The organism is Streptomyces sp. NBC_01351, assembly GCF_036237315.1.
GTDB lineage: Bacteria > Actinomycetota > Actinomycetes > Streptomycetales > Streptomycetaceae > Streptomyces.
Map to the genome: position 1 here is coordinate 6,558,504 of NZ_CP108356.1, position 24,319 is coordinate 6,582,822.

General features: G+C 71.7%; 20 protein-coding genes and 1 pseudogene. 9 read left to right on the forward strand and 12 right to left on the reverse strand.

Annotation, left to right across the window (positions count from 1 at the left end; translation table 11 throughout):
* Window positions 1-2 precede the first annotated feature (2 nt).
* The 6 genes from OG625_RS30235 to fxsA all read right to left on the reverse strand — a co-directional run bounded on the left by OG625_RS30235 (window position 3) and on the right by fxsA (window position 9,717).
* Complete coding sequence (locus OG625_RS30235; RefSeq protein WP_329387324.1) at window positions 3-899, reverse strand: DUF4231 domain-containing protein; 897 nt, start codon at window positions 897-899, stop codon at window positions 3-5.
* A gap of 80 nt (window positions 900-979) precedes the next feature.
* The gene (gene fxsT / locus OG625_RS30240; RefSeq protein ID WP_329387326.1) at window positions 980-4,966 is read right to left on the reverse strand and encodes an FxSxx-COOH system tetratricopeptide repeat protein; all 3,987 of its coding nucleotides are present in this window, start codon (window positions 4,964-4,966) and stop codon (window positions 980-982) included.
* On the reverse strand, window positions 4,963-6,333 hold the full coding sequence (locus tag OG625_RS30245) for a TIR-like protein FxsC (RefSeq protein ID WP_329387329.1): 1,371 nt from the start codon (window positions 6,331-6,333) through the stop codon (window positions 4,963-4,965). The genes fxsT and OG625_RS30245 overlap by 4 nt, the downstream gene beginning before the upstream one ends.
* Before the next feature lie 80 nt (window positions 6,334-6,413).
* Complete coding sequence (locus OG625_RS30250; protein ID WP_329387331.1) at window positions 6,414-7,271, reverse strand: aminoglycoside N(3)-acetyltransferase; 858 nt, start codon at window positions 7,269-7,271, stop codon at window positions 6,414-6,416.
* Window positions 7,268-9,523: a radical SAM/SPASM protein FxsBH, inactivated beta-hydroxylase extension form gene (gene fxsBH / locus OG625_RS30255; protein WP_329387333.1), complete on the reverse strand. Its 2,256-nt coding sequence runs from the start codon at window positions 9,521-9,523 to the stop codon at window positions 7,268-7,270. The genes OG625_RS30250 and fxsBH overlap by 4 nt, the downstream gene beginning before the upstream one ends.
* Window positions 9,524-9,552: 29 nt before the next feature.
* Window positions 9,553-9,717, reverse strand: a complete 165-nt coding sequence (gene fxsA / locus OG625_RS30260; protein ID WP_329387335.1) for an FxSxx-COOH cyclophane-containing RiPP peptide — start codon at window positions 9,715-9,717, stop codon at window positions 9,553-9,555.
* 303 nt (window positions 9,718-10,020) lie between these two features.
* On the opposite strand from fxsA, the gene OG625_RS30265 reads away from it, so the two are divergent.
* Window positions 10,021-10,554 (forward strand): NADPH-dependent FMN reductase, encoded by a 534-nt coding sequence (locus OG625_RS30265; protein ID WP_329387337.1) that lies wholly within the window; start codon window positions 10,021-10,023, stop codon window positions 10,552-10,554.
* Window positions 10,555-10,725: 171 nt separating this feature from the next.
* Here OG625_RS30265 and OG625_RS30270 read toward each other — a convergent pair whose 3' ends face one another.
* Window positions 10,726-11,628: an alpha/beta fold hydrolase gene (locus OG625_RS30270; RefSeq protein WP_329387339.1), complete on the reverse strand. Its 903-nt coding sequence runs from the start codon at window positions 11,626-11,628 to the stop codon at window positions 10,726-10,728.
* Between the two features lie 319 nt (window positions 11,629-11,947).
* On the opposite strand from OG625_RS30270, the gene OG625_RS30275 reads away from it, so the two are divergent.
* The 3 genes and pseudogenes from OG625_RS30275 to OG625_RS30285 form a co-directional block, all read left to right on the forward strand.
* A complete protein-coding gene (locus OG625_RS30275; protein WP_329387341.1) occupies window positions 11,948-12,070 on the forward strand; it encodes a hypothetical protein in 123 nt (40 codons plus the stop codon).
* 143 nt (window positions 12,071-12,213) lie between these two features.
* Window positions 12,214-14,175 carry a zinc ribbon domain-containing protein gene (locus tag OG625_RS30280; RefSeq protein WP_329387343.1) on the forward strand — a complete coding sequence of 654 codons (1,962 nt, stop codon included), beginning with the start codon at window positions 12,214-12,216 and terminating at the stop codon, window positions 14,173-14,175.
* A 27-nt stretch (window positions 14,176-14,202) separates the two neighbouring features.
* Window positions 14,203-14,576 (forward strand): annotated as a pseudogene (locus OG625_RS30285) (bifunctional acetaldehyde-CoA/alcohol dehydrogenase); the annotation flags it as partial.
* 188 nt (window positions 14,577-14,764) lie between these two features.
* Here OG625_RS30285 and OG625_RS30290 read toward each other — a convergent pair.
* The gene (locus tag OG625_RS30290) at window positions 14,765-15,367 is read right to left on the reverse strand and encodes a TetR/AcrR family transcriptional regulator (RefSeq protein ID WP_329387345.1); all 603 of its coding nucleotides are present in this window, start codon (window positions 15,365-15,367) and stop codon (window positions 14,765-14,767) included.
* 134 nt (window positions 15,368-15,501) lie between these two features.
* Here OG625_RS30290 and OG625_RS30295 point away from each other — a divergent pair, with 134 nt between their 5' ends.
* The 3 genes from OG625_RS30295 to OG625_RS30305 all read left to right on the forward strand — a co-directional run bounded on the left by OG625_RS30295 (window position 15,502) and on the right by OG625_RS30305 (window position 19,377).
* On the forward strand, window positions 15,502-16,890 hold the full coding sequence (locus OG625_RS30295) for a purine-cytosine permease family protein (protein ID WP_329387347.1): 1,389 nt from the start codon (window positions 15,502-15,504) through the stop codon (window positions 16,888-16,890).
* A 73-nt stretch (window positions 16,891-16,963) separates the two neighbouring features.
* Window positions 16,964-18,616, forward strand: a complete 1,653-nt coding sequence (locus OG625_RS30300) for an amidohydrolase (protein WP_329387349.1) — start codon at window positions 16,964-16,966, stop codon at window positions 18,614-18,616.
* Between the two features lie 326 nt (window positions 18,617-18,942).
* On the forward strand, window positions 18,943-19,377 hold the full coding sequence (locus tag OG625_RS30305) for a hypothetical protein (protein ID WP_329387351.1): 435 nt from the start codon (window positions 18,943-18,945) through the stop codon (window positions 19,375-19,377).
* A gap of 77 nt (window positions 19,378-19,454) precedes the next feature.
* On the opposite strand, the gene OG625_RS30310 is transcribed toward OG625_RS30305, so the two are convergent.
* Entirely contained in the window at window positions 19,455-20,078 is a 624-nt protein-coding gene (locus tag OG625_RS30310) for a TetR/AcrR family transcriptional regulator (RefSeq protein ID WP_329391105.1), read from the reverse strand.
* A 66-nt stretch (window positions 20,079-20,144) separates the two neighbouring features.
* Between OG625_RS30310 and OG625_RS30315 the strand changes: the two genes are divergently transcribed.
* Window positions 20,145-20,567, forward strand: a complete 423-nt coding sequence (locus OG625_RS30315) for a hypothetical protein (RefSeq protein WP_329387353.1) — start codon at window positions 20,145-20,147, stop codon at window positions 20,565-20,567.
* Between the two features lie 9 nt (window positions 20,568-20,576).
* Complete coding sequence (locus OG625_RS30320; RefSeq protein ID WP_329387355.1) at window positions 20,577-21,236, forward strand: SMI1/KNR4 family protein; 660 nt, start codon at window positions 20,577-20,579, stop codon at window positions 21,234-21,236.
* Window positions 21,237-21,240: 4 nt separating this feature from the next.
* Here OG625_RS30320 and OG625_RS30325 read toward each other — a convergent pair whose 3' ends face one another.
* From OG625_RS30325 to OG625_RS30335, 3 genes are read right to left on the reverse strand one after another with little or no spacing between them, the layout of a single operon-like run.
* Window positions 21,241-22,425 carry an AAA family ATPase gene (locus OG625_RS30325; RefSeq protein ID WP_329387357.1) on the reverse strand — a complete coding sequence of 395 codons (1,185 nt, stop codon included), beginning with the start codon at window positions 22,423-22,425 and terminating at the stop codon, window positions 21,241-21,243.
* On the reverse strand, window positions 22,422-23,093 hold the full coding sequence (locus tag OG625_RS30330; RefSeq protein WP_329387359.1) for an acetate uptake transporter: 672 nt from the start codon (window positions 23,091-23,093) through the stop codon (window positions 22,422-22,424). The genes OG625_RS30325 and OG625_RS30330 overlap by 4 nt, the downstream gene beginning before the upstream one ends.
* Window positions 23,090-24,208, reverse strand: a complete 1,119-nt coding sequence (locus OG625_RS30335; RefSeq protein ID WP_329387361.1) for a DUF3533 domain-containing protein — start codon at window positions 24,206-24,208, stop codon at window positions 23,090-23,092. The genes OG625_RS30330 and OG625_RS30335 overlap by 4 nt, the downstream gene beginning before the upstream one ends.
* Window positions 24,209-24,319: the final 111 nt, after the last annotated feature.

The following is a 24,319-nucleotide window of genomic DNA, read 5'->3' on the forward strand; positions in this document are numbered from 1 at the left end:
CCTCAACTGCTGTGCCGGGCCAGCCAGTCCGTGTGCTGCGGGGAGACGTACCGCTCGGTCTCGTACACCGCCGAAGGCCACTGCGACTCGGTGATGGTCGTCTGCATCACCACCATCATCGCCGCCAGGTCCTGCTCGATCAGCGTGTGCGCCTCGATCAGCGGATGGTGGCGGCGCACCTCGTTCCAGGCGATGCCGGCCGCCGCCGCAGCGCTGAGCAGCGCCGTCAACTTCGGCCCCGGACCCGAGCCGAACGCCCCGAACAGGGCGAACAGCAGGGCCAGGCAGGTCAGCAGCACGATCGTCCACGACCACAGGACGGTCGCCCGCCGGGACACGTTCGTCTTGCGCTGGTACCAGTTGCGCTGCTCGATCAGCCGGTCCCGGACGTACGTCTCCCGCCGCACCCGGTAGTCCTGCTCGCGCAGCCGGAACATCGCCCCGGTGATCTCCCCGCCCTCCGGCACCGCCCCGGAGGCCCGCGGGTCCTCCCAGCCCATCTTCTTCAGCTCGGCCAGCCCCGCCTCCAGCCGCGTCCGGTACGCGCCCTCCGCCCCCGCGACCTCAGAGCCGAACGGCGCCCCGTGCACGGCGTACCGCCAGGCCAGGGATTTGATGAACTCGGCGGCGCTCCGGTTGAGCTGCCACTGCGGGCGCGCCCGGCGCCCGGTCGCCCGCATGCCCACGCCCAGCACCCCGGCGTACGCGAGCACGCTCAGCAGCCCGAACACGTACAGCGAGCCCACCTTGGGGCCGGTCGGCAGGGCGGCGGCCGCCGCGGCCGTGACGAGCAGCAGCAGCTGGGTGCGCGTCGCCTGGGTGGACTCCCGCTGCCGGGAGATCGCCGCCTGGTCGGTGTGGTGGAAGAGGGCCGGCAGGTCCCCGTTTCGAAAGGTCATGCTGTCGGGCACAGCGCCCCCCCCTGCTGTCGGGTGGCGGGCGGCGGGGGCCCGTGGAGCCCCCGCCGCCCTCCTTCGGATCACACGGCGAGCGGCTCCAGGTCGCGGTGGACCCGCCGCTCGTCACGGGCGTACCGGGTCAGACCGTGGTCCTCCCCGAGCAGCCGTGCCAGCTCGGCGACCGCCTCCGCCCGCACGCGGGCCGCCTCCTCCTTGCGGCCCATCGAGTCCAGGCTGACCGCCATGTTGGAGGCGCTCGCCAGGGTCTCGGGATGGTGCGCCCCGAGCGCCTCGCGCAGCCGCATCACCGCGAGCCGCTCCAGCTCCAGGGCCCCCTCCGGATCGCCCAGGTCGGCCCGGGCGTTGGCCAGGTTGAGGTGGGCGAAGACCGTGTGCGGGTGGTTGTCGCCGAGCACGTCCCGCATCAGCCGGATCGTCTGCCGCAGCATCTTCTCCGCCGTCTCCGCCGCGCCCGTGCCCCAGTGGAAGACCGCCAGGTTGTTCACGGCCGCCAGGGTGTACGGGTGCCGCTCGCCCGGCACCTTCATGTACTCGTCCACCACCTCCTGCGCCAGGTCCCGCGCCCCGCCCGGGTCCCCGGTCGCGAACAGGTCCGAGGCCAGGTTCAGCTCGCAGGACAGCAGGTCCGGGTTGACCGAGGTGTACTTGGCCCGGTAGCGGGCCCGGGTGGCCGTGGTCAGCAGGAGCGCGTCCTCCAGCTGCCCGGCCCGGCGCAGTGACACCGCCAGGTTCTTCGCCGCCGCCAGGGTGCCCGGGAAGGCCCGGCCCAGGGTGCGCTTGTAGCTCTCGTACGTCCGGCTGAGCAGCTGCACCGAGTCCTCGTACCGGCCCACCTCGCGCAGGTCGCGGGCGAGGTTCTGCGCGGAGGACAGGGTGTACGGGTGCTCCGGCCCCAGCACCTCCGTGCGCAGGTCGTGCACCTCCTGGTCGATCTCGCGGGCTCTGGTGTATTGCCCGACCAGCCGCAGGTTCAGCGCCAGGTTGTTCGCGGCGGCCAGGGTGCGCGGGTGCGCCTCGTGGAAGATCTGGCTGAAGCCCTCGTGCGCCTCGGTCGCCAGCTCCATCGCCTCGCCGTACTGGCCCAGCGCGCCCAGGGTGTTGGCGAGACCGCTCATGGTCATGTACGTGTGCGGGTGCGAGTGGCCGAGCACGGCCTTCTGCCGCTCCAGCGTGACCTCGTCCAGCTCCTTCGCCTCCACGAACCGCCCCTGCGAGCGCAGGATGTTCGACAGGTGGAAGCGCAGGTACAGGTACTGGAGGTCGTCGTTGCCCAGCATCTCCTTCCAGGACTCCCGCAGCTCCTCGCCGAGCGCGTACGCCGCCTTGAAGTCACCGCGCTTCCACAGGTAGCGGACCCGGTCGATCAGCAGCCTGCGGGTTTCCGGCTCCTTGCAGAACCGGGCCTCGGCCGGGGTCAGGTGCGACCAGATCGTGTTGAACCGCGGCCAGGTCTCCGGGTTGTCGATCGGCTCGTCGTCGTCCGGACGGGCGCCGGCCAGGATCCGGTGGACGGAGTGCCGGGCCTCCCGCTGCTCCTCCTCCGTCATCTGGGACCGGATCACCGCCTGGACCAGGCGGTGCACCTGGATGCTGTTGCTGACCTGGTCGACCTTGGCCAGCGCGAACCGGCCGATCTCCCGGATCACCCGGCCCAGCACCAGCTTCTCCTGCAGCGAGGAGTCGTACGGCTTGAGCGCGTCGATCATCTCCTTGCTGTAGAGCAGGTTCGCGGAGATCGGCTCCGGCGCCAGGAAGGCGCAGAGCTGGAGCAGCCGCACCGCGGCGGGGGAGCGGGACTGGAGCCGCTCGATGGAGATGTTCCAGGTGGCGGCCACCGGCTCCGGATATCCCGGCGGCTGGTTCAGGGCCAGGACGCTCGCGGCCTGCTGGGCCAGCTGCTCGATGTACGCGGCCACCGGGGTCGCGGTCTCCGCGATCCAGGCGCCCGCCTGCTCGACGGCGAGCGGCAGGTCGCCGACCGCTATGGCCACCTGCTCGGCGTCCTCCTTGCTGAGCCCGGGAGCCCGGCGCTGGAGGTGCTCGATGGACTCCTCGCGCAGGAACACGTCCACCGGGAGCGCGTCGCCGTACTGGGACCAGGACTGGTTGCGCGAGGTCACCAGCACGTGGCCCGGCCCGCCCGGCGGGAAGAACCGCTTCAGCGTCTCGGGATCGTCCGCGTTGTCGAAGACCAGAAGCCAGCGCGAGGACGGCACCCCGCGCCGCAGCAGGTCGATCGCCTCCTGCGAGGCTGCCGCCATGTCCTCGCCGGTCTGCGCGCCGAGGCGCACGGCCAGCTCGGCGAGGGCCGCGACCACGTCGTCGGTCTGCTCCGAGGAGATCCACCACACCAGGTCGTAGTCGGCCATGAAGCGGTGGACGTATTCCAGCGCCACCTGGGTCTTGCCGACGCCGCCGAGACCGAACAGGGTCTGCGGCTGCGGCAGCACCACGGAGATGCCGCCGCCGAGCTGGTCGCGCATCCGCTCCAGCACCATGGAGCGGCCCGTGAAACCGGGGTTGCGGGGCGGTGCGTTCCAGATCTTCGGGACCGTCCCCGGGAAACGCGGGCCGGGCTGCGAGGCACTGGCCACGGTGTCGTTCAGGGCCATCGGCCGCTCCACCGCGCGCAGCAGGGCGGTCGTGGCGTGCACCTCGTCCAGGCGGAAGAGGTCGACCGGATTGCGGTCGATGTAGGGCGTGGCGAGGCGTACGTCGCCCACGCGCAGCGGCACCAGATGGCGCCGGCCCCCGGTCGGGTCCTCGGCGGCGGCCCGCTCCCACACGTCCACGGCCCGGGCGGACTTGAGGTACGCGCTGGAGAGCAGCACCACGGTCCGGGCGGCGTTGTCCACGCTTATGCCCGCCCCGCCGATGGTGTCCCCGGAGTCCGATCCGGGCGTCCGCTCGGCGGACACGTCCCTGGGGACGACGCGGAAGCCGGCCCGGGTGAGCACCGACTCGATCCAGTCGGCCCACATCCGGTTCTCGGCCACGTAGGACAGGAACAGGTCGGCGGGGAGCGCCGGGCGGCGCCGGGTGAAGGCGTCCCGGATGCGCAGGCGCACCTCTTCGCCGATGACCGGCATCGAGGTGATGGCGCCCTCGGTGACCACGGTGGTGAGCCGTTCGAAGGCGGAGAGCAGGGAGTTGGTGAGGCCCGCCTCGTCGCCGAAGGTGGCCAGCGTCTCCTCGTAGGCGTAGTACGGGCGGTAGGGGATCTCCACCGCGCCCCAGTAGGAGGTGAGTTCGTCGCCGACGAGACCGTTGGGGAAGCGGTCGAACTTGATCCGGGCCAGCGCCCGGCCCGCGTCCGCCTTCTCCTTCTCACCCTCGTCGATGCGCATCGGCACCGGGTAGATCTTGATGCCGCGGTCGTTGAACCGCTCGTCGATCTGGCGGGCCACCGAGGCGGCGCCGTCGATCGACTGGTCGGAGAGGGTGAAGCAGTCCACCAGGACGTCCGGGAGGTGGACGGTGCAGATGTCCGCGATGTCGGACAGGCCGGTCCGGCTGTCGATCAGGACGTAGTCGTAGTTCCTCTTCATGTCCTCGCGTAAGGCGTCGAAGAAGAGGCCACCGCCGAGCCGGTCGTAGAAGTTGTCCCAGTCGAAGGTCGAGACGGTCGCGGAGTACTCGCGGTTCTGCCGGCCCGCCGAGACGAAGTCGAGGGTGCCGCCGTCCGGGAACTCCCAGCCGAGGGTCTCGGGGGTGAGGGACACGGCGTGCGGCTGTATCCGCGCGTAGTCCTTGTGCCAGTCGTCGGCGCGCTGCACCGGACTGGTGGCGGCCCACGCGTACTCGCTGATCAGATCGATGACCCCGGTGGTGGCCCCCAGGGTGGAGGGGTCCAGGAAGGGGTGGAAGAAGCGGTGCAGGCCCGGGGCCTCCAGGTCCCAGTCCACGGCGAGGACCCGCTTGCCGTTGGCCGCGAGGATCCAGGCGGTGTTGGCCAGCGCCATGGTGCGGCCCGTGCCGCCCTTGTACGAGTAGAAGGTGACGATGCGTCCGTCACGGGTGTCTTCGCTGTCACGACTCGCTGTCATCCGCGTCCCCCCGGGTCTGTGTCGTTGCTGCTGCCCTCGGTGTCGCCGTCTTCGTCGTCGGTGGTGTGCGCCCCGGTCGGGAACGGAACCCGCGGTGGGGCGGGCGGCCCGCCCATTCCCATGGGCCCCAGCAGCCGCGGCCGTTCGATCTGGGTGTTGCCGGCAGGCAGGTACACCTGGGCGTGTCTCAGGAACTGCTGGGCGGCCGCCTCGACCACCTGCGGGAGGATCTGGCCGAGGGTCTCCATGCTGGCCACGCCGTTGGCGGCGGCCCGGCAGGCGGCCCGGCCCTGTCTCATCTTGACGGGCAGGGTCTCCTCCAGCCGCCGGGTCAACTCGGCCTCCTTCGCGCGGCTCTGGCTGTCGTAGCGGTTCCACGGCACGACCACGTTGATCCACGGCCGGTGCTCCTGGTCGAAGGCGGCCAGCCGCCGGCGCCGGTGCTCGTCCTCCACCGCCCACCGGTCGACGATCAGGATCTCCGGCCGGGTCGGGGGCTGCTTGCTGTCGAAGTGCCCGGCCTCGTCGTCGAAGGAGGCCACGGTGGTCTGGTAGTTGAGGTTCTTGACCAGGTCCTCGGCGACGTACGCGATGGGCCGCTGGGCGATCGGGTGGTACGGGTTCCACTCCAGCGCGCTCTCCCCGTAGTACTCGGGGCTGCGCCCCTCGGGCAGATCGTGCCGGGAGGCGGCCGCCACCGTCACGTGGAGGGTCCGGGAAGGGCTCCCGGCGGGGCTTCCCGCGGTGCCGAAGGCGCTCGGGACCACCCGGTAGTCCACCGGCCGGACGGGGGCCAGGTCGACGTTCTTGCCGACGTGGACGATGCGCCGGGCGAGCTCGTACACGGCCTTCTCGTACTGCTCGGCGTAACCGCGCAGCTTTATCAGCCCGTACAGCCCGTCGATGACGTAGCGCTCGCCGAAGGTGTTGTGGTTGTACTGCAACCGCTCGGCGGGCCCGGGCAGTTGGGACGGCGGCACCGGCACCCATAAGGCGGGCACGATGGCCTCGGGCGGCTCGCCGCCCGGACTGACCGCCCCGTGCTGGATGGCGCGGTGGGCGAAGGCGTACCACTCCTTCCCGCACATCTGGCTCTTGAAGTACCGCGGTGAGAACAGGGGAACGAAGACGCGGCAGTTCGCGAGCGCCTCGGCGAGCCGTTCCGACCAGCCCTCACCGCTGCGTATGTCCCGGTCCATGAAGCCGACCGGGAAACCGGCGGGCAGGTCCGTCATCGCCATGACGTGGCCGCAGAGATCGCGGAAGAGGCGCTCCACCCACATGTCGGGGTCGGGTCCCCCCGCCCCGAACCTCGGTGTATGCGCGTAGCTGAGAAAAAAGTACGGCTCCCCTTTTTTTGCGGGCACACGACCCCCGTCCCGAAGATTGCGAGCGAAGAAACATCATTCCGGAGCTGCTTCGCCGCATCCCCTCATCGTTCAGTCAATCAGCGTCGGTTTTCGGTCATCCACTCGAGCGCGTGATCAACGGCATCCGGAAGGGAGAAGAGCATGGCCGAGGCCCCTCCCACCCGTCCCCTGCGCACCCGGGAATCCGGGAAGGCGCCGCCGATCTCGGCGAAATCGCTGTCATCCAGCGCGACGTCCTCGTACGCGGCCCACTCCCCCTCTTGCGGGTACCCCTGCCGGTCTTGCGGGTACCCCTGTCCGCCCCCTGGAAGGTTCACCTTCACCACACACTCGTACATGCGCAAGGGGGGCTTCGGAATTCGATACTCCGCGAGATGGAAAGCGGAGCAGACGGAAAATCCCACATTGATCATGAGAACCTGGGCTCCCTCCCAGCACATCTTTCCCAGGGGGGACTCCTCACCCATGTGGCTTTCCAGGCGGTGACCGGAACAGAGCCGCTGCGCGTCCTTGCCGACGGCCGCGAAGGAGGTCTGCGGATGGGCGCTGCGCGCTGCGCCGGGTGCGGTACGGACGGCCTCGGCGAGGGCGCCCATGCCCTGGCTGGGGGTGCTCGCCGGGTCGAAGGCGGGCATCCGCTCCCGGAAGGCCCGCACCGCGGGCCCGGTCATCCCGGAGGTGCGCGCCAGGTGGGCGCTGGAGGTGGTGGAGTTCTCCGGTGTGAACGCGGGGACCATCAGGGTCCCGCGCGGCCCGAGCACGCCCAGCAGGGCGTCCCGCAGTGGCTCCGGGCCCACCCCGGTGCCGCCGAGCGAGGCGTGCACCAGCAGCCGCATCCCCGGCCGCACCCCGAGCAGCCGCAGGTGCACCGCGAGGGCCAGTACGCCTCGCGGCGCGCCTGCGGGAGCAGGGGCGTCCTGGCCGGCGGCCGTCACGCGTCGACCGCCTTGAGCTCCCAGCGGAGTTCCTCGACCAGGCGCTTGCCGGTGGTGGTCAGCTCTGCCGCCCCCGCGAGGCGGTCCAGGGCCTGGTGGATGCGGTCCGAGCCGCCCGGTTCGGGGGCCTGCGTGGCCCGCCGGTAGGCCTCCACCGCCACCCGCTCGTGTACGTCCGCCAGCAGCCGGGACACCGGGACCGGGCGGGAGCGCCACGGGGAGGGGTGCTGCCACTGTCCGTCCAGCGCGTACAGGTCGGTCACCTCGGTCAGCGCCCGCAGCCGGGCCCGGCGCCGCCCGGTCAGCAGCGCCAGCGCGGTCTCCGCGACACCCGCCGCGTACGGCACCCCGAGCGCCCCCGGCCCGTGCCGGCCCGCCTCGCCCCAGTCGCCGGCCCGCGGGCCGCCCGCGAGCGGGGTCAGCGTGGTCAGCCCGCCGGCCGCCGCCAGGGCGGACTCCGGCACGGCGGAACACAGCAGCGCCCACGCCGCGTCGAGGCGGCCCCGCCACTCCTCGGCCTCCCCGGCGCCGAGCCGCAGCCTGGGCGGGCGGGCGAAGCAGTTGCGGTACGGGTCGAGGTCCTCCAGGGCCACCGGGGCCGCGTCCGGCCCGGGCGACCAGGTCCGTACGGGCTGCCAGCGGGCGTCCCCCGCCGCCGGGCCGAAGCGGTGCTCGGTGCGGCCGTCGCGTGCGGCGTACCCCTCGTCCGTGACGCGCAGCACGGCCCGGCCCTCGGTGCCGGGCTCCCCGAGCCGCAGCAGTCCCAGCGTCGGCAGGTACACCTCGCCGTCCCGGAAGGCCACCTCGGCCGGCAGGTCCAGCCCGCCCCGCAGCACGGCCGCCGCCGCGAGCGCGGTCAGCCTGCGCGCCGCCTCCGGGGCGTCCGGCCCGTCCCCGGTGGCCCCGCGGTCCAGGGCGGCCAGCACCCAGGTCCGGGTGAACGGGTGGTCCAGTACGGCGTCCAGCGCCCGCGCGCCCGCCTCCCCGGACCGCTCCACCGCGCCGAGCAGCTCCCAGGCCCGCGCCCACCCGGGCCCGGCGGCGAGGTCGGTGTGCAGGCGGGCCAGCAGGACCCGGGTCAGCTCCTCCTGGGAACGGGCCAGCCGGGCGGGATCGGTCAGCTGGGGGGCGGTCTCGCGGGCGGCGGTGCGGCCCTCGACCCCGTCCACGAGCTCGCGCAGATCGGTGCAGTACACGGAGGGGTTGTCGAAGCCGTTCGCGTCCCGGTAGCGGTGCGTGTAGAGCCCGCCGCCGCACGAACGTACGACGGGGCACCGGCGGCACGCATCGCTGACGCCCGCCAGGCCCAGCTGCCGGGCGCGGACCCCGGGATGGGCCGCGACCTGGTCAAATGCGTGGTCGAAGACGTTGAACCCGGTGGCGGCGGCACCCTCGAATGCGCTCTTGAGGGAGTCCACCTGCTCCAGGGTTCCGTCGGTCTCGACGACGACGAGGTCGGTGGGAGCGAGCCCGAGGGACTCGGTCAGGCTGGGTCCGCCGCGCAGGGTGGACAGCAGGGACTCGAAGAGCCGTACGGGGACCGGGCGTCCGCGCCGCTCCCAGTGGTCGAAGATCCGCAGGAGCCAGCGGGCGTACGCGTCCGACGCGCCCTCGGGGCGGACCGGAGGGGCCTCCCAGGTGGCGTGGGGGAGGAGGAAGTCGACGCGCGGCGGCTCCAGTTCGACGAGCGCGTCCAGGACGGCGACGGGATCGTTGGCCACGTCCACGGTGCACAGCAGACCCTGGTAGAGGTGGCGGTAGGGCGCGGAGCGGAGCAGCGCGACGGCGGCCAGCACCAGCGGGTGGCTCGTACGGCCGTCCGAGAAGCGGCGGTGGCGGTCGTTGGCGGCGCGGTCCCCGTCGAGGGAGATGCCGACCCGTACGTCGTACTCGTCGAAGAGGTCGAGGTAACGGGGGCTCAGCTGGAGGCCGTTGGTGTGGATCCGCAGGTCGAGGTCCGCGATCCCGGCGAGTGCCCGGGTGAACTCCTCGCACACGAGGCGGAGTCGGGCCGTGCCCGCCAACAGGGGTTCCCCTCCATGGAGAATCACCGTGACGGAGGGGAGTGCATGGTCACGGGCATGTTCGGCGAGCCGCGACGCGGTGTGTGAAATAACCTCGGGGGAGATCACTTTCGGCCGGGCTCGCCAGCTCTGATCTGCGTGTTCGTAGACGTAGCAATGATCACAAGCAAGATCGCATCTGCTGTGAACTTTCAGGACGATCTCGCGAAATGCGATCAGGCCGGTCATTCCACCAGTCTAGAGCGCTTACTCCGCTGTCAGAGAGCGGAGTTGAAGATGGGGGCCTGGACGGAGCGGCCGGATTCCGTCTTCAGCACGCGGCCGAGTGCGGCGGCCGCGGACGCGCTGCGGACGTCGATCCGGTCGAGGGGGACCCGGTCGGCCTTGACCGTGCTGGTCGGGGGGGTTGCGGAAGTGTTCACGACACCGTCCTTGGGGAAGCCATGTTGAATGGGCATGTGAATGGCAGCAGCGACGCGCTGCTGTCAAGCGTGGACAATACTCGGCCACACTCCAATGAGCGACCGAGACATGACGCCTGGTCAACCGTTCTATAGAAAGCGTGCAGCAATACCGGAGGTCGGCTCAAGACCGGCCATTCGTCCGTTTGCCGTACGGCAAGATCCATTTCTCTTTCCGGCGGCCGGGGCGAGGGCGGGCGACGGGCACGGGGTGGGCGTGAGACGGGCCTGACCTGCGGCGGGGCCGGTCGGTAGGTTGGCCGGATGACCACCACGCCGATGATCCTGCTGCTGTCCGGAAGTCTGCGCGCCGGATCCTCCAACGAGGCGGTGTTGCGCACCGCGCACGCCGTCGCCCCCGATGGCGTACGCACGGCGTTCTACGAAGGCCTCGGAGGGCTTCCGCACTTCAACCCCGACCGCGACACCGACCCCCTGCCGGCCCCCGTCGCCGAACTGCGTGCGGCGATCGCCGGAGCGGCCGCGCTCCTGGTCTGCACGCCGGAGTACGCGGGCACCCTGCCGGGCTCGTTCAAGAACCTGCTGGACTGGACGGTCGGCGGCACCGAGATCGGTGACAAGCCCGTGGCCTGGGTGAACGCCGCGGCTCCCGGCCGGGGCGGCGGCGCGGAGGCCACGTTGCGCACCGTGCTGGGCTATACGGGCGCGGCCGTGGTGGAGGAGGCCTGCGTACGGATCCCGGTGTCCGGGCAGCCGGTCGGCCCCGACGGGACCCTCGCCGACCCGGCGGTGCGGGCGCGGCTCGGCGAGGTGCTGGGGCTGCTGGCGGGCCGCTGAGGCCGCCTGGCCGGTGTGGTGCCGGCCCGGCCGGGTCCGGGCGCGCGCCGGGGCGTCTCCTCGGGCGTCGAACGTGTCGGGGGGTCGGTGGGCCGAGGGTGGTTGTGTTCGACGTCCTGCGGGGACGCCCCACCGCACACCCGGCCCCGTCCGGGCCTGCGGGGTGGCGGCCTAGGCCGGCTGCTGTTCGCTGAGCGGGGGAGCGGGCAGGTCGCGCAGGAGCCAGGTCAGTACGTCCGGCAGCGCGCGAAAGGCCGCGAAGTGCGCGGCGGACGGGTCGATGGTGGTGGTGGCGCCGGGGATGCGGCTCGCCAGCCAGCGAGAGTGCCCCACGGGGGAGAACACGTCGAGCTCCCCGTGCCAGATCAGGACGGGGCAGCGGATGTCCGCCGGGTCGAAGCCCCAGGGGCGGCTGAAGGCGAGGACGTCGTCGATCCAGCCGTACGCCGAACGGCGCAGGCCCTCACTGTAGTTGCGCAGCAGCATCGACCGCAGCCCGGCGTCCGAGACGATCATGCGGTCGCTGGCGGTCAGCTCCCGGCGCAGCTCGTCCAGGAGCCGTCCGGGGTCCTTGCGGATGCCGTCGGCGCGCGGGATGAGCCGGGCCGCGAGCTCGTCGGGGTCATCGGTGGCGGTGGTGTACTCCTTCACGTTCGAGGCGGCCATGCCGGCGAACCAGTCGAGGTCCTCCGCGTCCCGGGGGGCGAGGGGGACCAGGGCCGCCGTCCGGGTGACCCGGTCCGGGAGCAGGGCCGCGCAGGCCAGGGCGCCGGGGGCGCCGCCGGAGCGGCCGGCCACGGCGAAGGTGTCGATGCCGAGGGTGTCGGCGATGTCGGCCACGTCCTGGGCGACGTCGGCGACGGTGCGGCCCGGGTGGCGGTCGGAGCCGCCGTAGCCGGGCCGGTCGTAGGCGATGAGCTGCATGCGGCGCTGGTAGAGGACCATGCCCCGGGGGGCCGGTCCGAGTCTGCTGCCGGGCATGCCGTGGAGCAGGAACACCGGTTTGCCGTCCGGATCGCCCCAGCGCTCCACGGTGAGCGCCCGTCCGTCCGTGGCGCGCACCTGATTGCGCACGCACTCCCTCCCTCACGGTCGACGCGACTGGTCACGGTGATTGTGCTCGCTGGGGGAGGAGTGCGGTAGGGCGCACTTCGCGCGAAATTCTTGTGAAAGTTTTCACAAGCGCACAGAGGTCTTTAGTCCTCCCGCATATGCCCAGGTCAATGGGGTGGTGAGGGGGGCGCGAACGGGCGTGAACAGCCCTTCGACCTGCCGAAAAGGGGCTTTTTCGGCAGCTCCGCTTCCGCTTTTGGGTGTCGAATTGAGGCATCAGGAAAACAGGGCCGCGCAGACCTTCGGGTCGGGCCGGGTTCGAAATGAAGGAGTTGCTGCCATGCAGGCCAACGAGATGGTGGACGGGCTGGTCCACGGTGCGCTGGGCGCGCTCGGCCGCTTCGAGTCGTTCAACCAGGAACAGGTCGACCACATCGTCAAGAAGGCTCACTTGGTTCCTTAGGCATCCATAGTGATCGTGGTGGGTTTCTCGTCGTGCTGTTCGGCCGGTGCGGGTGCTGGATGCGGGTTCGTGGGTCGAATGGGTGACCTTTCGTGTGGGATGTCGTTGATCGGATGACAGCACCGGCGTGGGGGAGGTGAACGTTGAGTCGGAAGGTGCCGCTCGCCGAGGGCGAGACCACCCGAACCGCTTGTGCCCGAGGCCTGCTGCGGACGGGCGTGGACGAGAAGACCGGTGAACTGCTGACCGCCTCCGTGCTCGCGGAACGTGTCGGCTGGTGTGCCGCCCTGGTATCCGGCATGACCGCCGGGTTGCTGGCCGCGCACTGGAACGCCCCGGACGTGGCTGTGCTCGGATCCGGGGAGGATGCGGGCGGCCGGAAGCTGCCGTCGAACGCGTGGATGGCGCTGCGCCGCCTGGGATGGACCGTCGTGCCGCCCGCGGGCGTTCGGGTCAATGACCGGATCGTTCGGATGGCACAGGAGCAGGCCGGGCGCTTGCTACGCTCGGCCAAGTGGCGCGGCGACCTCACGGCGGGAGTGCTTGCGTCCTGGCCGGCCGACCCGGCCAAGCGCACGGGCCAGGAGTGGGATGCGGTGCGTGCGGCGGTGCCGGGCGGGCAGCATCTGGCGTCCAGCGCCATCAACGCCCGCACCCGGCAGATCACCGCGTTCGTCAAGAAGCACGACCGGATGCCGGTCGATGTGTTCGAGATGGAGAGCGCGCCCACGGTGGCGCGGATGCTGCTGCTGTCGGCGTGTGACGGGCAGCAGGCCAGCATCGAACGGGCGGATGAACCGGGCCGGGCGCTGCTGCGCCTGCAGCTCCCCACCCGGCCCGACCCGCGCTCGTACCGGGACTGGACGTGGGTGTCCTGCCCCATCAGCCTGCCGCCGACCATCCCTGTGGACGCGGTGCTGCACCTGCCCACCCTGCGCCTGCATCAGGGCCGGGTCCGTGCCGATCTCGCCTACACCCACGCCGTGCCGAGAACGGCCCGCAGCGGGCACAGGGTCGCGCTCGGGGTGGACTGGGGCCTGAACACCCTGCTCAGCGCGGGCGCGGCGCGGCTCCACGGTGACGGGCGGATCACCGCCCTCGGGGCCGGTGGCGCGTTCCGGGCGGCCGGTGTCCTGGCCAAGCAGCACCGGCTGCGCCGACAGGGCGAGCGTCTGCATGCCAAGTCCGACCACTACCAGCGACTGACTGCCGGGGACGAGCAGCATGCTCTGGCTGCCAGACACAGCGTTCTGAGCGAGGAGATCGGCCGGGTCTGCGCCCGCCGGTCGAACCTCAATGATGCACTGGCCTGGGCCGCCGCCCGCTGGGCCGTCGATCAGGCCATCGCCGCGGGGGCGAGCGTCATCTACGTCGAGGACCTCCGCTCGATGGAAGCCCGTGGCATGGGCCGCACCCTCAACACGCGCCTCTCCCAGCAGGTGCGCGCACAGATCGTCGACGGCATGCGGCACCTGGCCGCCGAGACCGGCATAGCCGTTGTCACCGTGCCCGCGCGGAACACGTCCAAGCACTGCCCACACTGCCTCACCCCGCTACGCCACCGCAAAGCCCCCGACCGGCCCACCACACCCGGCTGGAAATGGGCCATCTGCCCCAACCCCGGCTGTTCGTGGCAGGGCGATCGTGACCACGGCGCGTGGCAGCGCATCGCCTCCCGCGGTCTGGCCCACCAGAGCAAGACCGTGGCCGACCGCACCACCGGCGCCATGGCCATCCGCACCATCGTCGACCGACTCGAAGCCGGCGCGGTCATCACACCCACCGCGCCGAAGACCAGCCCGCCGGACCGGTCAAAAACCGGACCCACCCGGCACCAGACAACACGTCCGACGCCCAGGCGACGCCGGACACCCTCCCCTGTCGGGCCCTCGGGCCCGGCAGGCAAGCGTCCGGAGGGACACGCCAACACGGACCGGACCCGACTGCCCCGCGCAGCCCACCGACACCAAGGCGTGACGACGATCAGCACACCCACCACCAGCCGACACCGGCCGCGAGGGGCAGCACTCGGCGCAGGATTCCACCTCCACGCCCATGCCACCCCACCACGATGGGAACCGATCAACACCAGACACCACGTCTGACACAGGATCACTTAGCTGATTAGAGACGCTTCCCTGGCCGCCCTGAGCGCACACGGTGAACTCGCGAAGCTCGCCGTCGAGGAGACCGGCCGCGGCCTCTTCGAGGACAAGGCCGTCAAGAACCTCTTCGCCTGCGAGCACGTCGTCAACTCGATGTGCGGACTGAAGACCGCCGGCGTCATCCGCCGCGACAAACTGAACGGCATCACCGAGATCGCCGAACCCGTCGGCGTCGTCTGCGCGATGACCCCGTCACCAACCCGACCTCGACCGCGATCTTCAAGGCGCTGATCGCCCTGAAGACCCGCAACCCGATCATCTTCGCCTTCCACCCCTCCGCGCAGAACCGCTCCGCCGAGGCCGCCCGCATCGTGCGCGTCGCCGCCGTCGCCACCGCCGCCGCCGTCCCTGGATGCCGATGATCGACGACATGAAGCAGCTGATGCGGCAGGCGTACTACGGCAACACCGAGGGCGCGCCGCCGAAGAAGGGCGGCGCCAAGAAGAAGTGACCTCGCCGTCACCCGTGAGCGTCCGCCTAGGACAGGAAAGAGCCCGCCCGGGGCGTCAAGGCCCGGGCGGGCTTTCCGTCATGCGCCGGGAATCAGCAGCGCCGCCGCCGAGCGGGCCTGTTCCAGGGCCCGGGGGCGGTCCGCGCCGCGCTGGCCCAGGACGACCCGGGTGCTCAGGCCGTCCAGCAGGGCGAGGAGCTCCGAGGCCCGGGCGGGGACGTCCATGGGGGCGAAGCGGCCCTGGTCCACGCCCTTGGCCAGCAGCGTCTCCAGGTCCCGCTGCCAGCTGTCGTCGATCTCCTCCTGGGCGGCCTTCAGCGGCTCGTTGGAGGCCGTACGGGCCCACAGCTCGATCCACAGGGTCCAGCGCGGGTCGCGCGGCCCTTCGGGGAGGTAGAGCTCCAGATACTGGTCGAGCTTGCGGGAGGCGGTCACCCGGCGGCCGAGCAGGGCCCGGCGCTCCCCGGTGAGCAATTCCTCGCTCCAGCGCAGCGCCTCCAGCAGCAGGCGGTCCTTGCTGCCGAAGTAGTACAGGATGTGCCCGCCGCTGGTGCCGAGCCGCTCGGCCAGCTTGGACATGGTCAGCGCGGCGAGCCCGTCCTCGGCGATGGCTGCCATGGCCTCTTCGAGCATTCGCTCCTGGGCGATCTGCCCGTCACGCCGCCGTGCCGTTCCTGCCACCGCTCCCGCCCTCCGTCTTCCCTGGCCAGACCTTATCCCGGGCAGGGTCTTGACGGCAGGGCGGTGCACCCCTCATCTTGAATGCCATTCAAGAACTTAGAACGCCGTTCAAGATCAGTCAGGGGTGTACGCGGATGAGCGACGAGGTCTTCAAGGTCGAAACGCACGGCATCGACCCGATCCCGGACGGGGAGCGGCACGGCAGCGCCAAGGACCTCTTCTGGCTCTGGTTCGGCTCCAACCTCACCTTCACCTACGTGATCAACGGCGCCCTGGCCGTGGCCTTCGGGCTCTCCTTCTGGCAGGCCACCGCCGTGGTCGTGATCAGCGGGCTGGCGTTCTTCGCCGTCAGCGCCGCCGGGCTCAGCGGCATCCGCACCGGCACCGCCACCCTGGTCATCTCCCGCGCCGCCTTCGGCGTCCGGGGCAACTTCCCCGCCGGGGTGCTCAACTGGGTGGTGAGCATCGGCTACACCATCGTCAACACCGTCGTGGGCACCCTGGCGCTGGAGCTGATCCTCGCCCAGACCGGCCTGGCGAACGGGACGACCGCCCGCGCCCTGGCCCTCGGGATCACCCTTGCGCTGACCTTCGCCGTCACGATGTGGGGCCACGCCACCGTCCAGTTCGCCGAGCGCTGGGCCGCGTACGTCCTGGCCGCCGGCTTCGGCGCGCTGCTCGTCCTCGTCCTGCCCGGCGCCGACACCTCCGCCCCGGCCGCGGCGCCCGGGCTCTCCGGCTGGAGCCTGGCCTTCGTGATCATGCTCGCCGGGCCGTTCTCGTACCTGCCGATGCCCGCCGACTACACCCGCTACCTGCCCCGGACCACCTCGCTGAAGTCCATCACGTGGTCCGGCGCCCTCGGCGGCTTCGTCTCCTCCGTCGCCCTCGGAGTCGCGGGCGTGGCCGCCGCGACCCAGACCGACATGACCGACGCGGTCGCCGGAGCGCAGGGCCTGCTCCCGGGCTGGTTCCAGCCGCTGTTCCTGGCCCTCGTACTCGGCGGCTCCGTCACCAACTCGATCATCACGCTCTACTCCTCCAGCCTGAACCTCCAGGTCCTCGGCATCCCGTGGAGCCGCGCCCGCGCCCTCGGCATCAGCGCCGCCGTCACCGCGGTCGGCTCGCTCGCCGCGCTCTTCCTCACCGACTTCACCACCTCCCTGCTCTCCTTCCTCTCCCTCCTGATCATCGTGTTCGCGCCCTGGGCCGGTGTCTTCCTCGCCGACATGCTGCTGCGCCGCTGTCACTACGACGCCGACGCGCTGCACGCCGGGAGCGCGGGCGCCTACTGGTACCGCGCCGGCTACCACCCCGCCGGGATGGCCGCCCTCCTCGCGGGCATGGTCTTCGCCGCCCTGACCTGCGACTCCGCGCTGTGGACCGGGCCGCTCGTGGCCCCGCTCGGCGGTGCCGACCTCACGGTGCTCGGCTCGGTGGTCTCCGGGCTCACCTACTGGGCGCTGGCCCGGCGCCGGGTCTCGGCGACCGCCCCGGCCGCCGTCCCTGCCCCCGCCGCCTGAACCCCCTCCCTCCCTCTGCCTCTGCCTCTGCCTCTCTGAATCTCTGCCTCTCTGCCGCACAGGAGCACCACCCATGTCACACCCCCTCCCCGCCGACCTGCTGCTCACCGGAGCCCGGATCCACACCGTGGACCCGGACCTCCCCGAGGCGGAGGCCCTCGCCGTCCGTGACGGGGTGATCGTCTGGGTCGGCCCGGACTCCGGGGCCGCCGCCTGGGCCGGCCCGGACACCGAGCGGATCGACGCGGGCGGCAAGCTGGTGCTGCCCGGCTTCGTCGACGCCCACAACCACGTCCGGCTCGGCTCCGACGGCGCCTGCGTGCAGCTCGCCGGGGTGCGCACGCTGGAGGGCATCCACGAGCGGATCCTGGCCTGGCGGGAGGCCAACCCGGGCGCCGAGTGGATCGAGGCCGAGGCCTTCGACTACTCCGCGATCCCGGACGGCCGGATGCCGACCGCCGCCGACCTGGACCCGGTCACCGGGGACACCCCGGCGCTCGTGCTCTCGTACGACGTCCACACGGCCTGGCTGAACACGGCGGCGATGCGGAGGCTGGGCGTCACCCGGGACCGTACGGACCTGCCCTTCGGGACGGCGGCGGTGGACCCGGAGACCGGCGAACCCACCGGCTTCGTCAAGGACTTCGCCATCAAGGGCCTCTCGCGCGACGGCCACCGGGCGCTGCGCGAGCTGGGCGTGCCGTGGGCCTCGCCGGACCGGCAGTACGGACGGCTCGCCAAGAGCCTCGACGACGCGATCGGCTTCGGCATCACCACGGTGGTGGAGCCGCAGAACTCCCTCGACGACCTGGAACTGTACGAGCGGGCCCGGGCGGAGGGGCGGCTGCGCTCGCGGATCGTCGCCGCGCTGTTCCACCCCCGGGGGACGGCGGATGCGGACCTCGATGACTTCTCGGCGGCCGCTCGCCGGTTCTCCGGGGATCGGCTGCGGGTCGGCCCGCTCAAGCTGTACATCGACGACGTGGTGGAGCCGCGCACGGCCGCGCTGCTGGAGCCGTACACGGGCTGCGGGGCGCACCGGGGCGAGACCTTCTACCCGGCCGAGGAGTTCGCGGAGTTGCTGGCGAAGCTGGACGCGCGGGGCTTCCAGTGCTTCGTGCACGCCACGGGCGACCGGGGCATCCGGACCGTCCTGGACGCGGTGGAGCACGCCCGTGCGGTCAACGGGCCGCGCGACGCCCGCCACCAGGTGGTGCACGTGGAGTGCCTGGACCCGGCGGACGTACCGCGCTTCCGGGAGCTGGGCGTGGTCGCCTGCATGCAGCCGAGGCACTGCGCGCCGGAGATCGCGGGGCCGGGCCAGGACTGGGCGGAGAACGTGGGGGAGGACCGCTGGCACAAGGCCTGGCCGATGCGGAGCCTGCACGGGGCGGGGGCGGTGCTGGCGTTCTCCAGCGACTGGAACGTGGCGGAGATGGACCCGATGGTCGGCATCTACACGGCCGTGACACGGCAGTCCCTCGGCGGGGGGCCGGCGTGGCAGCCGGAGGAGACGGTGGACGTCCGCACCGCCGTGTACGGCTACACGATGGGCTCGGCCTACGCCAACTTCCTGGAGGCGGAGCGGGGTTCACTGACGGTGGGCAAGGCGGCGGACTTCGTGGTGTTGTCCCGGGACATCCTCGCGGTCCCGGCGGAGCAGATCCTGGGCACGGTGGCGGAGACGGTGGTGGTGGCGGGAGAGGTGGTGCACCGGGCCGGGTGACGGGGGGTCGTGCGGGGCCCGTGCGGGTCCCGTGCCGGGGGCTCGGCGGGGCTCGGCGTGCGAGTTCGGCTGCGCCGGGCCTGGCCCCTGGCGGGGGGCTTCGTGTACGGGGCCGGTGCCGGGGCGGGGTGTCGTCCGGGACTCATGATTTATGGCGCCTGGGCGTGGCTTCGTTGGTGGGGCCGGGTGCCGCGCCACACATCACGTTTTACGTCCCGGACAACACCCCACCCCGTCCCCGTCCCGGGTGGTTCACCGGAGCGCCTGACGTGCGCCCGGACCCCTCGTAGGGTGACTCTCCCGCGGATGTGGCCGCAGGAGAGGTGGTGGAGATGGAGTTGCTCGTCGAGCTGGTGGCGTTCGTGCTGATCGGGCTGGCTGCCAGCGGGGTGGGGATGCTGATGCGCAGGACGGTGGCGCGTCGTGCGAGGGCGCGGACGGAGTTCGCCTCCGGCGGTGACCTAGTGGCCGTCCCCTGCCAGGCGCGATGGCGGCAGGGTGTGAGGCGGCGGTTCTTCGGGTACGGGAAGCTGGCCCCCGACGCGGACGGCACGGGCGCGGTCTTCAAGGCCCCGCTGCGCAGGGCGGTGGCGCTGCCCGTCGGGGGCCGGGCGGTCGTTCGGGAGAGCTGGCGGCCGGGCATGCGGGTGCTGGAGTACTCGGCTCCGGACGGTCAGCGCATCGACTTCCAGGTGTACGACGCCGAAGCCGACCGGGCGGCACGCTTCCTGCGCATCCCGGACCCGGCGGACTTCGCCTGAGCCACCGTCCCGGGGGACCGGTCTGGTGAGGGTGATGGTGGCTGCCGGCCGTCAGCGACGCTCTTCTGCGGTGGCCGTCACGAAGCGCCCTCGTAGTGGTCGATGAGGGACACGCCGGATGCCAAAGCGCAGGCAGCGGCGGCGAAGTACTGCTCGTCGGCCCCTTGTGCGAGGCCGAGGGTGACGCCCTGGCTGAGGCCGACGAAGAGCGCCCTCAGTGCGACGGCAAGGCGTTGGGCCTGATGCGCCGTCACGACGTTCCCGTTGTGGGACCTTCCCGTGAACAGCGCGACCAGGTGTTCCTCCTGCGACCGGATGGACGTGGCGAGCTGGGACCCCAGGTCCGGGTCGTGCAGGGCCATGTCCAGCAAGGTGATCTGGAGCGACAGGCGCGACAGCGCGTCGGGGGCGTCACAACTGCGCCGGTAGTGGCGGGCGAAGGCATCGACCGCTTCGAGCAGGTCCAACCCGGAGGGGACCGCCTGCTCGATCTCTCCGTAGTGCGGCTGCAGGTAGTCGGCGACCATGGCGATCACCAGGCCGTTCTTGCTTCCGAACAGTGAGTAGACGGCACCGGTGGTCAGGCCGGCCCGTTCGGCGATCTCCTCGAGCTTGGCCCGATGCCCGTCTCGGGAGACGACCTGGAACGCGGCATCCAGCAAGGCCTTGCGGTTGCGCTCCTTGGCCTCTGCTCTCGTCATTCTCATAGATCGATTATTGCCGTAATCTCATTATGAAACCAGTGAGGGCTTCAGGGAGGAACGCTCATGAACCGGGTCGAGGCGCCGTTAGTGACACGCCGGACGGTGGGGGCCATCGCCGATGGCGTCTTCAAGGTGCTGCTCGCCGTTGTCTACATCGCCGGGGCTGCCCCGCTCGGCCGTCTGCTCGGCGTGCCCGCCTGGCTGATGGTCGCCTCTGGCGCGGCCCTGCTGGCCGGCGGCGGGATCGAGATCGGATATGTGCGCAGCCGATCGATGCGCACCTACGTGCGGCTCATGGTCGCTTACGACATCGGCTGGGCACTGGCGGCCCTTGTCGGCCTTCTGATGGCGTGGCGGGGCAGCGGCGTCGGGGGTGAAGTGTGGATCGGGTACCAGGCCGTCGCCCCAGTCGTGTTCGCCGTCCTGCTGGCCGCTGCCACCCCCATGCACGCACATCCCGTACCGGTGCGGTGCGCGTCTCAGTAGCGTGGGTCCATGGGTGAGGACACGTGGGCGGGAGTGCGGGAGCGGGTGCTCCGGCTCGCCGAACAGCCCGGGGCGGACGAGGTCTTCGGGGCGAACCGGCACGGTTTTCGCCTCGGCCCGGTCATGGGTGAGGAACAGCTCGTGGCGCTGGAGGCGGATCTGGGCGTTGGCCTGCCCGTGCAGTACCGGAGCTTTCTGCTCCGTGTTGGAGGCGGGGGAGCGGGCCCCTACTACGGTCTGACGACACCGGTCTTCGGCAACGGTGGGTGGAAGTGGCTCGGCATCGGGGATTGCCCCGGGCGGACGACCACCGCCGAGTTCGCCGGACGGCCCTTCGTGGCCGAGGCGCTGCAGCGGGAGCTCGACGAGATGGAGGCGCAGGAACCCGAGAAGGACGCCTTCGCGGCCGATGGCGAGTTCCGTCGCGCCTACGAGGCCTGGGACGCCCGCTACGAGGAGCTGTATGACGCTCAGGAGGCGGGCGCGGTGTTCCTCAGCGAGCAGGGATGCGGCTATGCGTCGCTGTTGGTGATGACGGGTCCGCACCGGGGTGCCATTTGGGACGACCTGAGACCAATGGACCGAGGGATCGCCCCCACCGGGCATGACTTCGCCCACTGGTACCGGAGTTGGCTCGAGCGGACCGAGCAAGAGCTCGGCGTGATCTGACGGGCTACCGCTGGGGCCAGTGCCAGAGGGGCTCGTCCAGGGGGCCCTCGCGGTCCGCTACCTCGGTGCGGCCGAAGTCCTTGATCAGTTCCACCGTCTGGAGGTCCACCCGGTGGCGGCGGGTGCCCGAGGCGAGGGCCTCGGCCAGGGCGGAGGCGTGGGTGACCACCACCGTCTGGGTGTCCCGGGCGGCCGTGAGGATCAGGTCCGCGAGCGGGGCCAGGAGGTCCGGGTGGAGGCTGGTCTCCGGCTCGTTGAGGACCATCAGGGCCGGCGGCCGCGGGGTCAGGAGGGCGGCCGTCCAGAGCAGGTAGCGCAGGGTGCCGTCGGAGAGTTCGGGCGCGCCCAGCGGGCGCAGCAGGCCGTGCTGGTGGAGTTCGAGGGAGAAGCGGCCGTCGTGGTCGGTGACGGTGACCCGGGTTCCGGGGAAGGCGGCGGAGACCGCCTCGTCGAGCGCGGCGGCGTCGCCGATCTCGCGGATCGTCTGGAGCGCGGCCGGCAGGTCGGAGCCGTCGGCGCTGAGCACCGGCGTACGGGTGCCGACGCGCGGGGTGCGGGCCGGGGCGTCGGCGTCGGTGCGGACGTGGTCGTAGAACCGCCAGGAGCGGATCCGTTCGCGCAGGGCGAGGAGGTCCGGGGCCAGCTGGGGGTCCGCGAGCTCGCTGAGCATGGAGTCGTACGGGCGCAGCGCGTTCTGGGTGCGGTGCCAGCCGCCGTCCGCGGTGCGGGTGCGTACGGCGGGGCCCGCGCGGTCGGAGAGGAGGGCCGCCGGGCGCAGGACCGGGCCCGCCCAGGTGCACTCGCGCTTGATCTCCGGGTCCAGGGAGAAGAGGGACTCCCGGTCGGGCACGGGGTGCCCGAAGTCCACCGCGTAGCCGAACTCGTCGCCCGCGAAGCCCAGTCGCAGGCTGACCGGTTCGGTGCGGACCGTGCCCTGGAGCGGGTGGCGCCCCTCGCGCACGTCGCGGGAGAGCTTGTCCGGGCCCGCCCACAGGGTGGACGGCAGCCCGCCCTCCCGGGCCAGCGCGGCGACGGCCCCGCCGCGCGCGGACTCGGCGAGCAGGCGCAGGGAGCGGTAGAGGCTGGACTTGCCGGTGCCGTTGGCGCCCGTGACGACGGTGAGGCGGCCGAGGGGGACGATCAGTCTGCGCAGGGAGCGGTAGTTCTCTACGGCGAGGGTCTTGATCATGTTTCGGGGTGTTCCTCCGGGGCGAGGAAGCGGCCCATCGGGAGGACCTGGCGGCCCCAGGTGCTCGCCATGATCTGGCCGGCGAGCAGGTACGTCGCCCCGAGGGCGGCGAGGAGGCCGCTCCAGCCGGTGATCCGGTTCCAGATCACCGAGCCGGTGAAGCCGCTGATCGTCATCGCGACGAAGACGACCAGGACGCAGGTGAAGGTGGAGAGCAGGACCAGATGGATCCGGAAGCTGCCGATCCACAGGACGAACACCACGAACACCCAGGGCAGGGTGAACAGCCCGCTGACGTCCCCGCGCAGCGCGGGATCGGTGGCCGGCAGCACCCACTGGATCAAGCAGGCCTTGGCCATCCAGAACAGTCCGAAGCCGCCGAAGACGGTGGCGTGCCAGGTGTCGCCGCGCTGCGCCTGGAACAGCCCGGCCAGCAGCTGGGCGAGCCCGCCGATGAAGAAGCCGACCAGCGGCAGCACCGAGTGGCCGAGCTTCTCGGGGAAGATGCCCGCGTCGATGCCGGTGGCGATGACCGTGACCACGATGAAGCCGGTGAGGCCGAGGGCGCCCAGCTGCGCCTGCGCGCTCGGCTCCATCCGCTTGACGGAGACGGCCTGTTCGGCCGGTCCCTGCCGGTTGCGGAAGCCGGGCAGGCTCGGGGTGTTCACCGGGCGTCCGTCCCCTCGCCCACGAAGCGCGGGACGGAGGGCGCGTCATCGGGCAGCCCGCTGCCCACCGCGGCCCCCGGCCGGCCCTTGCGGAAGACCGCGCAGGCCAGGGTGACCGCCGAGCCGAGCACCGCCCAGCCGGCCAGCACCAGCAGCGCGCCGCCCACGTCGTGGCCCTTGAAGTACGAGATGGAGCGCGCGGCGTACGTACCGGCCCCCGGCGGCAGGACCGGGCCGATGGTCTTCCAGAACGGCGGCAGCAGCGGGTACGCGTAGGCGCCGCCCGCGCTCGGGTTGCCGAACACCACGACCAGCAGGATCGCGAGGCCGATGCCGACGACGCCCGCCAGCCCCTGGAAGGCGAGGGTGATCGCGCCGACCGCGAAGACGACCAGGGTGCCCAGCCCCCACAGGCCCATGATGCTGCCGGGCAGTGCGCCCAGGACCGGGCCCGCGATGACCGCGCCGAGCAGGCCCGCGGCGAGCGAGTACAGGAGCAGCGCACCGAGCCGGATGACGGCGCGGGCGGAGTTCGCGGGCCGGGCGCCGGCGCTGATCGCGAGGATCGCGGCGCACAGGTAGCCGCCCACGCACCAGCCGACGACCAGGTAGAAGGAGCTCAGGCCGCGGCTGTCGCCCGCGGCGGCCGGGGCCACGTCGGTGACCTTGAGGGTGCGCCCCTGGGCCTTCTCGACGAGGCCCACGACCTCTTCCAGGGCCTGGGAGAGCGAGGCGCCGGCGCCGGAGGCGACCAGCAGCTCGTCGGTGGTGCCGGCCGGGTTGACGATCAGCGCGCCGTCCACGTCCCGGTTCTCGATCTGCTCGATCGCGGCGGCCCGGTCCGGGACCGTGCGGGCGTCGAGCGGCGTGCCGGGCAGGGCGTCGAGCTGCTGCACGGTCCGCTCGGTGAGCTGCTCGACGGGGGCGGCCACGGCGATCGGGATCTCGCTGGGTTTCGGGTGGTGGAAGGCCCCGATGTAGGAGGTGATGAAGGCGAGCTGGAGGGCCAGCACCCCCAGGACCAGCAGGGCTGCCCGGGTGGTCACGGCGTCCTTGATCTCGGAGAGGAAACCGCCGGACGCGCCTGCGTCGGTGCTCTCGGTGCGCTGGGTCATGACCTCACGCTCTGCGGGGTGGGGGCCGGTCGCAGCAGGGGTGGGCCGAATGGGTGACCCTCGGGTGAGTGGTCGGGGTGAGTGATCGGGGTGAGTGGTCGGGGTGAGTGG